Here is a 13,093-nt window from a genome sequence, read left to right on the forward strand (position 1 = left end):
GCGCTATGCCCGTCGCCCTGGTGCTCGGCACCACGCTGACCGTGCTCGCCCAGGTGTGGCGGACCGAGCGCTACGGCCCGCCCGGCTACCAGGGCACCTGTTTCCTGCCGCGCAGGAAGGCTCCCGTGGGGCCGTCGTCCGGGAGGGTGGCCGCCCACACGATGTCCTCCGCGGCCTGCTCCGGCAGCCGCTCGGCCTGCGGGCGCATCCGCGTACGCACCTGGCCGGGGTTGACCGCGTTGACCAGCACCCCCGTGCCCCTCGTCTCGGTGGCCATGAGCACGGTCAGCGCGTTGAGCGCGGTCTTCGACACCGAGTAGCCCGGCGTGCGCGCCGAGAGCCCGTTGCTGAACGCCCCCGTGCCGCTGGAGATCATCACCACCCGGCCCCAGCCTCGCTCCACCATGCCGGGCAGGAACACCTGGCACATCCGCCAGGCGCCCAGGACGTTCACCTCGAACTGCCGCCTGACCAGTTGCGTCGGCACCCCCAGCGGCGGGTGCCCCCAGTCGAGCTGGATCCCGGCGTTGTTCACCACGATGTCCACGGGCCCGACCAGATCCCGGACCCGCTCCGGCGCCTCCTCGTCGGTCACGTCGAGCGCGGCCGCACGCGCGCCGGGGCCCAGCTCCGCCGCGGCGCGCCCGGCCTCCGCCGCGTCTCTGGCCGCCACCACCACCCGGTGCCCGAGCGCGTGCAACCGCTCGCTCACCGCCCGGCCGATGCCGCGATTGGCGCCCGTGACTAGGGCGATACGTGATTTCGCCGTCATGCGATCTCCATTAGGCCGTCTTATCGCGCGATTCTGGCCATGATCACTGGAGGATCGCTGGAGGGCGCCTATAAATATTCTCCATCGCGGAGCGGCATTTTGACGGTTTTCTACGCATGGAGATCGTGCTTATATCAGAACACCAGCGTCACTCTATGGGCTACTTCGACCATGGCGGGCGTTCGACTGGGGCTTGATCGGAGGAGGTCGGGCTGAGTGAAATGAACGAGTGGTAAGCGCAACAGGGCAGACGCAGCACTGCCGCGCTCGGGGCATCACTCTTTGTGACACTCTGTCCCGGGAGCTGTGGTGGCGCGTCTCCCCATCAGAACGTGGGAAGGCGATGGATTTCCTTGTGTTGGGCCCGCTGGCGGTGCTTGATCGTCAAGGTGTGGAGCTGACTCCGACGCCGCCGAAAGTCAGAGAAGTGTTGGCGCTGCTTCTGCTGCGCAACCAATCTCTCGTATTAACGTCGGAGTTGGTCGACGAACTTTGGCCGGACAGCCCGCCCGTGAGCGCGTTGTCGACTCTGCAAACGTACATCTACAAGCTGCGAAACATCTTGTCCGAAGGTTACGGAGAGAGGTCTACCGTATTACGGACGAGGCCACACGGCTACATGCTCGCCGTGCCTCAGGAATGCGTTGACTCCTACCATTTCGACAGACTGACATCGGAGGGTAATGCGGCACTCGCGGACGGCGACCCGGGCAGGGCGGCCGATCTGCTCAGCCAGGCGCTCGCGCTGTGGCGAGGACCCGCACTGGCCGATGTCACCGGCGGCAGCCTGCTGTCGGCGTACGGGACGGCTCTGGAAGAGGGCCGCCTGCGCGCACTGGAGCTGCGGATCGACGTCGACCTGCGGCTCGGGCGGCACCGCAAGGCCGTCAGCGAGCTGAAGACCCTGGTCAACGACCATCCGCTGCAGGAGGTCTTCCACATCCAGCTCATGCTGGCCCTGCACCGCTCGGGCCGCCGTCCCGAGGCGCTCGACGTCTACCAGAGGCTGCGCACGCTCCTGGTGGAGGAGCTCGGCGTGGAGCCGTCGAGCCGCGCGCAGGCCATGCACCAGGCGGTGCTCTCCTCGGCCAGCTCTCTGGAGGTGCCCGCTTCCGAGGGGCAGGTCACGATCGCTCCCGACCGGGCCGAGGAGGAGCCCGCACCGTCCCCCGCGCAGCTCCCGCCCGACGTTCTCGACTTCACCACCCGGGTGGACAGCCTGCAGGCGATCCTCGACGGGCTCGCCTCGCCGCGCAACGAGCTCGCCCCGGTCGTGTCCCTCAGCGGCATGACGGGCGTGGGCAAGACGGTGCTGGCCGTGCACGCCGCGCACCTGCTGCGCCAGACCTTCCCCGACGGCCAGCTCTTCGCCCGGTTGCGCGGCAGCACGGGCGACCCGGCCGACCCCGCCGACGTCCTGGCCGGCTTCCTCAGTGCCGCCGGCATGACCGACGACCGCATCCCGGCCGGGCTGGAGGAACGCGTCGCCGCGTTCCGCACCTGGGTGGCCCCGCGGAAAGTGCTCATCGTGCTCGACGACGCGGCCACGGCCGCGCAGATCCAGCCGCTGCTGCCGGGCTGCCCGCCCAGCGGCACCATCATCACGGGCCGTGCCGGTCTCAACGGGCTGGTCGGCGCGGTGCACGTGCGGCTGGACCTGCTCACCCCGGCTGACTGCGTCGAGCTCCTGCAGAACATCATCGGCAGGACGCTCGCGGACGGCGAGCGCCAGGCCGCCGAGGTGATCGCCCAGCTCTGCGGCCGCCTGCCGCTGGCGATCAGAGCGGCGGGCGCCCGCCTGTCGTCCACCGGCTGGCCGCTCAAGAAGCTGGCCGAACGCCTGATCGGCGCCAGCAGGCGGCTGGACGAGCTGGCCTTCGCCGACCTCAACGTACGCGACCGCCTGCTGGAGAGCTACCGGCAGCTCGGCGAGGAGGAACGGCGTTTCCTGCGCCTGCTCAGCCTCCTGCCGGGGCCGGTGTTCACCGCGAACGGCGTCGCCAAGCTGCTGGAGTGGGACTCCGACACCGTGGACAAGCTGCTGCTGCAGCTCGTGGAGAACCACTTCCTGCGGGTGCTCATGCACAACGCCGACGACATCGTCTACACCCTCCACGAACTGGTCCGGTTCTTCGCCTACGAACAGGTCGAGCAGGAGCTCGGCCACTACGACGGCTCAAGTGACGACTCCGACCTGCTCTGACGCCCCTCAAGCCGGGCTCGACCCGCTGGACGAGTGCGACTCCATCGCTCCTCCAGCGGGGCCGGACAGCCTGCGCTTGTCCATGGCCTCGTCAGGCAGGAATATCCATGAAGGCTCTCGTCCTTGCGGGTGGGCGGGGAACTAGGCTGCGGCCCCTCACCCACACTGTCCCCAAGCAACTGGTGCCGGTGGCCAACAAGCCGGTGCTCTTGTACGGCCTGGAAGCCATCAGAGACGTCGGCATCACCGACGTCGGCGTGGTCGTGGGCGACCACGGCCCGGCCATCCGCGACGCGCTCGGCAACGGCGGCACGCTGGGGCTCGACATCACCTATCTGCACCAGCACGCCCCCCTGGGACTGGCGCACTGCGTCATGTTGTCCCAGGACTACCTCGGCAACGCCGACTTCCTGCTCTACCTCGGAGACAACGTCATCATCGACGGGCTCGGCCCGCTGCTCGACGCGTTCTGGCACTCCCGGCCGGACGCCATGGTGATGACCGGCAAGGTCGCCAACCCCTCCGAGTACGGGGTGGCGCAGGTCGGTCCCGACGGCGTCGTCACCGGGCTGGAGGAGAAACCCGCCGACCCGCGCAGCGACCTGGCCCTCGTCGGCGCGTACGTCTTCACCCCGGCCATCCACCAGGCCGTGCACAGCGTCAAGCCGAGCTGGCGTAACGAACGCGAGATCACCCACGCCATCGAGTGGCTGATGCGCAACGGCTGGCGGGTGGAGGCGCACCTGCACGGCGGCTACTGGAAGGACACCGGCCGGGTCGAGGACCTGCTGGAATGCAACCGGGCGGTGCTGGACACCGCCGAGCGGTCGATCCGGGGGCAGGTGGACGCGTCCTGCGAGATCCGCGGTCCGGTCGTCATCGAGGACGGCGCGGAGGTCAGCGGCTCCCGCATCACCGGGCCTGCGGTGATCGGGTTCTCGGCGGTGGTGCGCGACAGCCGGATCGGGCCGTACACCAGCATCGGCACCGACTGCGACATCGTCGGCGCCACCATCGAGAACTCGGTCGTGTGCGAAGGCAGCACCGTGCGCGGCAGCCTGCGCGACTCCCTCATCGGCCGGCAGGCCAGGGTGAACGGTGACTTCGGCCGGCCCACGTGCCTGGTGCTCGGCGATCACAGCGAGGCCAGGCTGTACGGGAGCGCGTCATGACCGTCACGCTCGAGGCCACGTGGCTGATCTGTCCCGGCTGCTCCGACCTGGTCTTCCGCCCCAAGTACGAGCGCGCTCTGCGGGTCTGTCCCGGGTGCGGGCACCATGCCAGGCTCACCGCCCGCGAGCGGCTCGACTGCCTGCTGGATCCCGGCTCGGAGAAGCCGGTCGATACCGCCCTGCCGGCCGACGATCCCCTCGGCTTCGCCGACACCCGGCCCTACGCCGAGCGGCTGGCTGCCGCGCGGGCCGCCACCGGGCTGCGCGAGGCCGCCCTGTGCGCCACCGGCACCATCGAATCCCACCCGGTCGTGGTGGCCTGCCTCGATTTCGCGTTCGTCGGCGGCTCGCTCGGCTCCGGGGTCGGCGAGCTGGTGACGGTCGCGGCCGAGAAGGCGCTGGCCGAACGTGTGCCGTTGCTGATCGTGACGGCCTCGGGCGGCGCGCGGATGCAGGAGGGCGCGCTGTCGCTCATGCAGATGGCCAAGTGCAGCCAGGCGCTGGCCCGGCTGGACGAGGCGGGGATCCTCACCGTCGCCCTCGTCACCGACCCGACGTACGGCGGCGTGGCGGCCTCTTTCGCGACGCTGCCCGACGTGCTGGTCGCCGAGCCCGGGGCGCATCTGGGGTTCGCCGGGCCGCGCGTCATCGAGCAGACCATCCGGCAGCGACTGCCGGAAGGGTTCCAGACGGCGGAGTTCCTGCTGAAGCGCGGGCTGATCGACGCGGTGGTGCCCAGGCCGGCGCTGCGCCGCGCCCTGGCCCGCCTCCTGGCGGCCGCGCGCCCGGACGCCACGGGCGGCTCCGCGGGCGGCCTCACGGGCGGCCCGGCAGGTGCCCCTTCGAGCGCCCCTACGGGTGTCTCGGCTGGTGCCCCGGCGCGGCCCGAAGCGGACGGGCTCGTACGGGACCCGTCGGCCTTGCCGCGCCGCACCTCATGGGACGTGGTGCGGCTGGCCAGGGAACCGGCCCGCCCGACCACCCTCGACTACGCCGGGCTGCTGCTGGAGGACTTCACCGAGCTACGCGGCGACCGCACGGGCACGGACTGCCCGGCCATCGTGGGTGGTATCGGACGCCTGCGCGGCAGGGGCGTGATGCTCATCGGCCACCAGAAGGGACACGACACCCAGGAGCGCGTGAAGCGCAACTTCGGCATGCCGAGCCCCGCCGGATACCGCAAGGCGGCCCGGCTCATGCGGCTGGCCGCCAAGCTCGGCCTGCCGGTGCTCACGCTCGTGGACACCCCTGGCGCCTACCCCGGCATCGAGGCCGAGGAACAGGGCCAGGCGTGGGCCATCTCCGAGAACCAGCGCCTGATGTCCGGACTGCCCGTGCCCGTCGTCGCGGTCATCACCGGCGAGGGAGGCAGTGGCGGCGCGCTGGCTCTGGCCGTGGCCGACCGCGTGCTCGCCCTGTCCAACGCCGTCTACTCCGTGATCAGCCCGGAAGGGTGCGCCGCGATCCTCTGGAAGACCGCCGAGGCAGCCCCGCAGGCCGCCGCGGCGCTCGGCCTGGACGCCCGCGAGCTGCTCCGGCAGCGCGTCGTCGACGCGGTCATCCCCGAGCCGGACGAGGGGGCGCACGTTGCCGCCTCCCGTACGGCCGAGCGGATCCAGGCTGCCGTACGGCAGGCGTTCGAGGAGCTGACCCCGCTGCCGGTCGCCGAGCTGGTCGAGGCGCGGCGGCGGCGCTTCCGCAGTTTCGGCGCCCCTTCATCCGAGGAGACGTGATGGCCGACCACGGAGAGCTGATCGAGACCGTCCAGCGGCATGCCGCGGGGTTCATCGACGCCATCGGCGGACCGATCCGCCGCCTGAAGGTGACGGTGGGCGAGGTGAGCCTGGAAGCCGAATGGGCCGCCCCCGCCGACCAGGACCTGCCTGTAGACCGGCACCTTTCCACGGCCGGCGGCACGGCCGTCAACGGGCGTGCGGCAGACGGCGCCGTGGTCCAGGGCGCGGCGCGGACCGCCGTCACCGTCACGGCGGCCGCGCACGGGACCGCGAGCGCCTCCCAGGGCGTCGCCGCCACGGTGGGGACGGTCATCCCGTCGCCCATGGTCGGCACCTTCTACCGTTGCCCCGAGCCCGGAGCCGAGCCCTTCGTCAAGGAGGGCGACCTGGTCACCGCGGGCCAGCAGGTCGCGATCCTGGAGGCGATGAAGATGATGAACCCCATTCACGCGACCACCGCCGGCCGGATCACCCGGGCCCTCGCCGAGGACGCCGCCGCCGTCGAGTACGGCCAGGCGCTCTTCGCCCTGGAGGAGAGCTGATGTTCGGCACGGTTCTGATCGCCAACCGAGGGGAGATCGCCCTGCGGGTGGCCCGCACCTGCAAGGAGATGGGCATCCGCACCGTCGCCGTCTACTCGTCGGCGGACGAGGACTCCCCGGTCGTCCACCTGGCCGACGAGGCCGTGCGGATCGGCCCGCCCCCGGCCAAGCGGAGCTACCTGTACGCGCCCGCCGTCCTCCAGGCCGCCCTCCAGACCGGCGCGGAGGCCATCCACCCCGGCTACGGCTTCGTGTCGGAGGACGCCGACTTCGCCGAGATGTGCCGGGCGGAGGGGCTGACGTTCATCGGGTCGCCGCCGGAGGTGCTGGCCATGCTGGGCGACAAGGCCGAGGCGCTGCGCGTGTTGTCGGCCGCGGGACTGCCGGTCCTGCCGGGCTCGCACCGTCCCCTGTCGAGCGTGGGGGAGGCCGTCGAGGCGGCGGCCGGCATCGGCTTCCCGATCATCGTCAAGGCCCTTTCGGGCGGGGGCGGCCGGGGCATGGCCATCGCCCTGCGCCCGCCCGAGCTGCCCGAGGCGTACGCGCAGGCCCGCAACGCCGCCCGGGCCGTCTTCGGCGACGAGCGGGTCTACCTGGAGCGGTACGTCGAGTCGGCCCGTCACGTCGAGGTGCAGGTGCTGGCCGGGACGAAGGGGCAGGTCCTGCACCTGGGCGCGCGCGACTGCTCGGTGCAGCGGCGGCGGCAGAAGCTCATCGAGGAGACTCCGGTGCCCGGCCTGCCCGAGGACGTGGCGGCCGGGCTGTGCGAGCGGACCGTCGAGGCGGCCCGCGCCGTCGGATACGTCGGGGCGGGGACGTTCGAGTTCCTGCTCGACGACGCGGGCGAGTTCCACTGCATCGAGGTCAACTGCCGTATCCAGGTCGAGCACCCGGTCACGGAACTGGTCACGGGCGTCGACCTGGTCCGCGAGCAGCTCCATGTGGCCGCGACAGGCGCGCCCGGCATCACCCAGGACGACGTGCGGCTCAGCGGCGCGGCCATCGAGTGCCGCATCAACGCCGAGGACCCGGCGCGGGGCTTCCTGCCCACGCCGGGCACGGTGGACTCGCTGGTGCTGCCGGGCGGGCCGTTCACCCGTGTGGACGACCACGTCCGGCCGGGCATGCGCGTCTCGCCCTTCTATGACCCGCTGCTGGCCAAGGTCAGCGTGTGGGCGCCGGACCGCGATCAGGCCATCGCCCGCATGGAGCGGGCGTTGTCGGAGTGCGCCGTCACCGGCGCCGGCATCAGCACCACGACCGGGTTCCTCGCGGGTCTGCTCGCCCACCCGCTCTTCAGGGACGGCAAGCACACCACGGCCCTCGCCGAGACCGTCGAGCCCGTCTGACCTCTCACACCGGAGAACGCCACCGGCCCGGCTCGCGCGGTATACCGCGCGAGCCGGGCCGGTCTGGTGAGGCGCCGGCGACGGATCCGATCAGTGCCGGACTCGTCCGGGTAGGGCCCGATGGGGGCCGGCCCGGGGAACCGTGTTCAGGTGAGCGCGACGCCCAGGCTGTTGGCCGTCAGAGCGGCCACGGCCAGCGTGGTCCGCAGGAGGTGCCAGGCGCGCCAGCGCGGCCGCGGATCGGCCCAGTCGGCCGGGACGGCCTCCGGGTCCATCTGCTTCAGCACCCGGTTGATCGGCACGTTGCAGAGGTGCGAGACGCCCGCCACCCCCAGCATCAGCACGAACGTGACGCCGAACAGCGCCCGGGCGACGGGCGGCCCAGGCAGCAGCGCCAGGGCCAGGTCACCGGCCGCCGTGCCCAGCACCAGGATCGGCATGACCGGGTCCCAGTGACGCCCGAGAAGGCCCGTGGTGTAGAGGTAGCGGTCGGCGGGCATCGCCATCAGCGCCGGCACGACACTCAGCGCCACGGCGAACAACACCCCCGCCACCATCCCGCTGCCCACCAGCACCGCCACGGCCAGAGGGGAGATCAGCATCGGTCATCACACTCCTTCGCCCACCAGTACGTCCATCTCCTCCATCGCCGCCTTCCACCCGGCGAGCGTGCCGTCGGCGACGCCGTTGCCGGGCGCGGGCAGCGGCGCGAGCACCGTGCTGCGGCCCGACCGCACAGCCGCGTGCCGGCGCGCCGGCATCGACAGGCTCCGCCCAGGACCGGCCTCCACCAGCGTGTAGTCGCCGTCGGCCAGCAGCCCGTCCAGCGCCGCCCAGAACAGCACGGGCCGGGCGAGCTGCCCGGCCCAGAAGCCGGGGGAGAGCGCCTGGGCCCGGGTCACGGGCAGGCCTGTCGCGGTGGACCTGATCGGCACCCTCGGCGGCGCCAGCGGCACCCCGGCGAACCCCGCGGCGAACAGCTCCGCCGCGCCCAGGACCGCCGGGCAGTGGAACGCCTGGCGCGACGGCACCCGCCGCGTCGTCACGCCCCCGGCCGCCAGCTCGCCCGCCAGCTCCGACAACCACGGCTCCGGCCCGGCCACGACGGTGTTACGGGGCCCGTTGATCGCCGCCACGGCCACGCCCGCCGCCCGGTACGGTGCGCCGATACGGGGCTCCAGGTCGTCGGCGGCCACCCCGGCGGCGAGCATGCCGCCGGCGCCGGTCGTCGCCATCGCCCGGCTGCGCGCCGCCATCAGCCGCGCCGCGCCTGCCAGGTCGAACACCCCGGCCAGGCAGGCCGCCGCCAGCTCCCCGACGCTGTGGCCGAGCAGCGCGGCCGGCCTCACCCCGCGGGCCAGCAGCGCCGTGCCGAGGGCGTACCCGATGGCGAACAGCAGCGGCTGGGCACGCGAGGCGTCGTCGAGGGGCACCTGGGGGTCGTCGCCGAGCCAGTCGGCGCGCAACCGGCCCCCCTCCTCCCCCATGAGAGCGAAGAACTCGTCCATGGCCGCGGTGAACTCCGGCTCGGCGCCGTACAGTTCCACCGCCATGCCGGGGTGCTGCGCCCCCTGGCCGGGGAACAGCAGCACCACCGGGCGACTCGGCTCGGGCATGTGCGCCTCTCAGTAGTCGAGGGTGACGTCATATTCGGTGAACCACCTGGTCAGCCAGAGCGCCATCTCCAGGCTGCCCCGGTCGTAGGGCCGGCTGACGTGGCCGGCCGGGCGCCGGACCGCCTGCTTGACGCGGTCCGGGTCGAGCAGCCCGGCCACCGGACGCTCGCCGCCGGCGGTCAGCTCGCCGAGCTCGTCACGCAGGGCCTGCTCGTACGCGGGGTCCTGCGTCGCCGGGTACGGCGTCTTCACCCGGTCTCGCACGACCTCCGGCAGCAGGTCGCCGACGGCCGCCCGCAGCAGGCTCTTCTCCCTGCCGTCGAACGTCCTCATCTCCCACGGGACGTTGAAGACGTACTCGACCAGGCGGTGGTCCAGGAAGGGCACCCGCACCTCCAGGCCGTTGGCCATGCTCATGCGGTCCTTGCGGTCCAGCAGCGTCTGCAGGAACCGGGTGAGGTTGAGGTAGGTCACCTCGCGCATGCGCCGTTCCAGCCGGTCCTCGCCCGGCAGCACGGGCACCTCGGCCAGCGCCTCGTGATAGCGGGCCAGCCGGTGCTGCTGGATGTCGAGCTTCTCCTTCAGCTCCTCGGCCAGCAGCGACAGCCCGCCGAAATACCGCGCCGAGCCCGGCGTGAGCCAGGGGAAGGTGTCGGCGTGCACGGCCGCGGGGTTGGAGAACCAGCGGTAGCCGCCGAACAGCTCGTCGGCGCCCTCGCCTGACAGCGCGACCGTGGAGCGCTCGCGCACCGCGCGGCAGAGCAGGTACAACGACGGCCACATGTCGCCCCAGAACGCGGGCGGCTGGTCGTTGGCCCGCAGCACCGCCGCGCGCACCGACTCGGCCACCAGCTCGTCGCTGTTCAGCCGCACCTCGCTGTGCTCGGCTCCGACGTGCGCCGCCAGCGCGCGGGCGAACGGGGCGTCGGGCGCGCCGCGTACCGCGTCCGCCTGGAACGTGTCCTCGGCGCCGGAGAAGGCGACCGAGAACGACCGCACGGGGCCTTTCCCCGACGCCGCCAGCCGGTCGGCGGCCAGCGCCGTCAGCGCGGACGAGTCGAGGCCGCCCGACAGCAGCGTGCAGACGGGCACGTCCGCCTGGAGCTGCCGGCCGACGATGTCCTCCAGCAGCCCGCGCACCGTGGCGACCGTGGTGTCCAGGTCGTCGGTGTGCTCTCGGGCCTCGATCGACCAGTAGCGGTGCTTGGTCAGGCCGCTCCTGCGCAGGCGCACCAGGTGGCCGGGGCGGACTTCGTACATGCCGGACAGGACCGCCCGCTCGGGCGTCTTGACCATGTCGAAGACCTCGCGAAGGCCGTCGAGCCCGACGCGCCGCGGCACCTCGGGGTGGGCGAGCACGGCCTTGGGCTCCGAGCCGAACAGCAGCCCGGAGCGGGTCGGATGGTAATAGAGGGGTTTGACGCCCAGCCGGTCGCGCAGCAGCACCAGCTCCTGCGTGCGAACGTCCCACACGGCCAGGGCGAACATGCCGTTCAGCCGCTGCGCGAAGCCGGCGCCCCACCGCAGGTAGGCCTGGAGCACCACCTCGGTGTCGCTGCTCGTGCGGAACCGGTGGCCGTACGAAGCCAGCTCGGCGCGCAGCTCCCGGTAGTTGTAGATCTCCCCGCAGAACGTCACCGCCGCCAGGGTCCTGCCGTCCTCCTCGGCCGACATGGGCTGGTGGCCGCCTGCCAGGTCGATGACCGACAGGCGGCGGTGCCCGAGCAGGGCGTGGCGGTCCTGCCACAGGCCCTCGTCGTCGGGGCCTCTGCGGCTCATCGTGGCCGTCATCGCCCTGGCCGTCGCCGTGTGGCGGGTCAGGTCACGCGAGAAGTCCACCCAGCCGGCGATTCCGCACATAGGTGCTCCTCAGGACGTGCCCGCCAGGGCCTGGTTGACCGTCTTGAGCAGGTCCGCGGGCGTCTTGGCGCCGCCGACCTCCTCCTCCGAGATCTCGAGCGCGTACTCCCGCTCGATGGCGCTGACCGTGTTGAACAGGGCCAGCGAGTCGTAGCCGAGGGCTTCGAAGGTCGTGTCGAGGATGTCGCCGTCGAGCTGGACCGACTCGTCCTCGCCGGCGCTCTCGCGGAGCAGCCGTACCAGCGTGTCGATAGTGATCTCCCGCATCTTCGCCCCTTGTCTCACGGAGAGCTGTCTGTGGCGAGCAATGTCGTACGACGCGCTTGACGGACGTTGGACGGCGGCTCGACGGGCCGCGCGGCTCGCGCTCCAGCCGGGCTCCAGCGAGACCACAGATGGCGCGGTCACGGTCGGCACCATGAGGTTGCCGCTAGGTGAATGGTTGCGCGCCTACGCGCGCGCCTGGGCGGAGCATCCGCCCTTGATCTTCTACCAGCCCCACATCTGGGACGACCGCCCCGAACCGGACGATGACCGGACCGAGACGGTGAACCGGTGAGCCTCGCCGCGAAGGAGACACCATGACGACAGAAGCACCACCCCCGAGCTTCCCGTTCACCGCCGCCGACCCGCTGGAGCCGCCCGAAGAGTACGTGCGGATGCGCGAGGACGGCGCCCCCACCCGCATCACCCTCCCGTCCGGCGACCCGGCCTGGCTGGCGACGCGGTACGAGGACGTGCGCACCGTGCTCGCCGACCCGCGCTTCAGCCGGGAGGCGATCACCGCGCCCGGCGCGCCCAAGGTGTTCCCGATCGCCCGGGGCGCCAAGTCCATCATCGTGATGGATCCGCCGGAGCACAGCAGGCTGCGCCGCCTGGTGTCGTACGCGTTCTCCGTGCGGCGGATGGAGCAGCTGCGCCCGCGCGTGGAGGACATCGCCCAGGGGCTGTTGACGGCCATGGAGAAGGCAGGCCCGCCCGCCGATCTCGTGGCCGGCGTCACCCAGCCGCTGCCCATCATGGTCATCTGCGAGATGCTCGGCGTGCCGTACGAGGAGGTGGACCAGTTCAGGACGTGGACCGACCTCATGCTCAGCTTCGACGCCGGCCGTCGCGACGAGGTCATCGAGGCCCGCGACCGGCTCAACGCCTACCTGGCCGAGCTCATCGCCGCCAAGCGCGGCCGGCCGACCGACGACCTGCTCATGGTGCTGATCAACGCCAGGGACGAGGGCGACCGGCTGTCGGAGGAGGAGCTGGTGGCGTTCGCGTTCACGCTGCTCGGCGCCGGCTACCACGCCACCACCGCCGCGATGACGCATGTGATGCTGCGGCTGCTGCGCCATCCCGAGTGGATGCGCACGTTGCGCGACAAGCCCGAGCTGCTGCCGGAGGCGGGCGAGGAGCTTCTGCGGCTGTCGCAGGCCGGCGGCGGGGTGGGCGCGCTCCGCATCGCCACCCAGGACGTCGAGCTGGGCGGCGTCCTCATCAGGGCGGGCGACGCGGTGTTGCCGTCCACGACGGCCGCCAACCGCGACCCCGGGGTCTTCGCCGACCCCGACGCCTACGACCCGGCGCGGGAGCAGAACCACCACATCACCTTCGGCCACGGCATCCACTACTGCCTGGGCGCGCAGCTCAGCAGGATCGAGCTGCGGATCGTGCTGGAGACGGTGCTCGCCCGCTTCCCAGATCTGCGGCTGGCGGTGCGGGAAGAGGAGCTGGAGTGGCGTACGGGCACGTCGTTCGCCCGGCCGGAGCGGCTGCCGGTGACCTGGTAGGGAACACAGGCAGGCAACACAGGAGGGGAACACGGCGGGGGCGGCGCCACGCGATCGCGTGG

At 72.0% G+C, this 13,093-nt stretch carries 12 protein-coding genes and 1 pseudogene; 8 read left to right on the forward strand and 5 right to left on the reverse strand.

What is annotated here, in order from left to right; translation table 11 throughout:
- Window positions 1-85: 85 nt before the first annotated feature.
- On the reverse strand, window positions 86-772 hold the full coding sequence (locus E1294_RS47400) for an SDR family NAD(P)-dependent oxidoreductase (RefSeq protein WP_132518627.1): 687 nt from the start codon (window positions 770-772) through the stop codon (window positions 86-88).
- A 343-nt stretch (window positions 773-1,115) separates the two neighbouring features.
- Here E1294_RS47400 and E1294_RS58605 point away from each other — a divergent pair.
- From E1294_RS58605 to E1294_RS47425, 6 genes and pseudogenes are all read left to right on the forward strand, one after another.
- Window positions 1,116-1,385: pseudogene (locus tag E1294_RS58605) on the forward strand (AfsR/SARP family transcriptional regulator); the annotation flags it as partial.
- A 6-nt stretch (window positions 1,386-1,391) separates the two neighbouring features.
- Window positions 1,392-2,975, forward strand: coding sequence for a BTAD domain-containing putative transcriptional regulator (locus tag E1294_RS47405; protein WP_246083786.1), 1,584 nt, complete (start codon window positions 1,392-1,394; stop codon window positions 2,973-2,975).
- Window positions 2,976-3,082: 107 nt separating this feature from the next.
- Window positions 3,083-4,147, forward strand: coding sequence for a glucose-1-phosphate thymidylyltransferase (locus E1294_RS47410; protein ID WP_132518631.1), 1,065 nt, complete (start codon window positions 3,083-3,085; stop codon window positions 4,145-4,147).
- Window positions 4,144-5,880, forward strand: coding sequence for an acetyl-CoA carboxylase carboxyltransferase subunit alpha (locus E1294_RS47415; protein ID WP_132518633.1), 1,737 nt, complete (start codon window positions 4,144-4,146; stop codon window positions 5,878-5,880). Before E1294_RS47410 ends, E1294_RS47415 begins: the two co-directional genes overlap by 4 nt.
- Complete coding sequence (locus E1294_RS47420) at window positions 5,880-6,425, forward strand: acetyl-CoA carboxylase biotin carboxyl carrier protein (protein WP_132518635.1); 546 nt, start codon at window positions 5,880-5,882, stop codon at window positions 6,423-6,425. Before E1294_RS47415 ends, E1294_RS47420 begins: the two co-directional genes overlap by 1 nt.
- Complete coding sequence (locus tag E1294_RS47425) at window positions 6,425-7,774, forward strand: acetyl-CoA carboxylase biotin carboxylase subunit (RefSeq protein ID WP_132518637.1); 1,350 nt, start codon at window positions 6,425-6,427, stop codon at window positions 7,772-7,774. Before E1294_RS47420 ends, E1294_RS47425 begins: the two co-directional genes overlap by 1 nt.
- A gap of 146 nt (window positions 7,775-7,920) precedes the next feature.
- Here E1294_RS47425 and E1294_RS47430 read toward each other — a convergent pair whose 3' ends face one another.
- The 4 genes from E1294_RS47430 to E1294_RS47445 are packed head-to-tail and all read right to left on the reverse strand — an operon-like array spanning window position 7,921 to window position 11,517.
- Entirely contained in the window at window positions 7,921-8,376 is a 456-nt protein-coding gene (locus E1294_RS47430; RefSeq protein WP_132518639.1) for an anthrone oxygenase family protein, read from the reverse strand.
- A gap of 6 nt (window positions 8,377-8,382) precedes the next feature.
- Window positions 8,383-9,390, reverse strand: coding sequence for an acyltransferase domain-containing protein (locus tag E1294_RS47435; protein ID WP_132518641.1), 1,008 nt, complete (start codon window positions 9,388-9,390; stop codon window positions 8,383-8,385).
- 9 nt (window positions 9,391-9,399) lie between these two features.
- Complete coding sequence (asnB, locus tag E1294_RS47440) at window positions 9,400-11,250, reverse strand: asparagine synthase (glutamine-hydrolyzing) (RefSeq protein ID WP_132518643.1); 1,851 nt, start codon at window positions 11,248-11,250, stop codon at window positions 9,400-9,402.
- Window positions 11,251-11,259: 9 nt separating this feature from the next.
- Entirely contained in the window at window positions 11,260-11,517 is a 258-nt protein-coding gene (locus tag E1294_RS47445; RefSeq protein ID WP_132518645.1) for an acyl carrier protein, read from the reverse strand.
- A gap of 151 nt (window positions 11,518-11,668) precedes the next feature.
- On the opposite strand from E1294_RS47445, the gene E1294_RS53715 reads away from it, so the two are divergent.
- A complete protein-coding gene (locus tag E1294_RS53715) occupies window positions 11,669-11,809 on the forward strand; it encodes a hypothetical protein (RefSeq protein WP_165977884.1) in 141 nt (46 codons plus the stop codon).
- A gap of 22 nt (window positions 11,810-11,831) precedes the next feature.
- Window positions 11,832-13,031, forward strand: a complete 1,200-nt coding sequence (locus E1294_RS47450; RefSeq protein WP_132518647.1) for a cytochrome P450 — start codon at window positions 11,832-11,834, stop codon at window positions 13,029-13,031.
- The last annotated feature ends 62 nt before the right edge of the window (window positions 13,032-13,093 follow it).

Source organism: Nonomuraea diastatica, from assembly GCF_004349015.1.
Taxonomy (GTDB): Bacteria; Actinomycetota; Actinomycetes; order Streptosporangiales; family Streptosporangiaceae; genus Nonomuraea; species Nonomuraea diastatica.

Coding starts and splice junctions, on each gene's coding strand:
- E1294_RS47450 (WP_132518647.1), top strand. CDS start 11,832: ATGACGACAGAAGCACCACCCCCGAGCTTCCCGTTCACCGCCGCCGAC.
- E1294_RS47400 (WP_132518627.1), bottom strand. CDS start 772: ATGACGGCGAAATCACGTATCGCCCTAGTCACGGGCGCCAATCGCGGC.
- E1294_RS47415 (WP_132518633.1), top strand. CDS start 4,144: ATGACCGTCACGCTCGAGGCCACGTGGCTGATCTGTCCCGGCTGCTCC.
- E1294_RS47430 (WP_132518639.1), bottom strand. CDS start 8,376: ATGCTGATCTCCCCTCTGGCCGTGGCGGTGCTGGTGGGCAGCGGGATG.
- E1294_RS47405 (WP_246083786.1), top strand. CDS start 1,392: ATGCTCGCCGTGCCTCAGGAATGCGTTGACTCCTACCATTTCGACAGA.
- E1294_RS47435 (WP_132518641.1), bottom strand. CDS start 9,390: ATGCCCGAGCCGAGTCGCCCGGTGGTGCTGCTGTTCCCCGGCCAGGGG.
- E1294_RS53715 (WP_165977884.1), top strand. CDS start 11,669: ATGAGGTTGCCGCTAGGTGAATGGTTGCGCGCCTACGCGCGCGCCTGG.
- E1294_RS47410 (WP_132518631.1), top strand. CDS start 3,083: ATGAAGGCTCTCGTCCTTGCGGGTGGGCGGGGAACTAGGCTGCGGCCC.
- E1294_RS47445 (WP_132518645.1), bottom strand. CDS start 11,517: ATGCGGGAGATCACTATCGACACGCTGGTACGGCTGCTCCGCGAGAGC.
- E1294_RS47420 (WP_132518635.1), top strand. CDS start 5,880: ATGGCCGACCACGGAGAGCTGATCGAGACCGTCCAGCGGCATGCCGCG.
- E1294_RS47425 (WP_132518637.1), top strand. CDS start 6,425: ATGTTCGGCACGGTTCTGATCGCCAACCGAGGGGAGATCGCCCTGCGG.
- asnB (WP_132518643.1), bottom strand. CDS start 11,250: ATGTGCGGAATCGCCGGCTGGGTGGACTTCTCGCGTGACCTGACCCGC.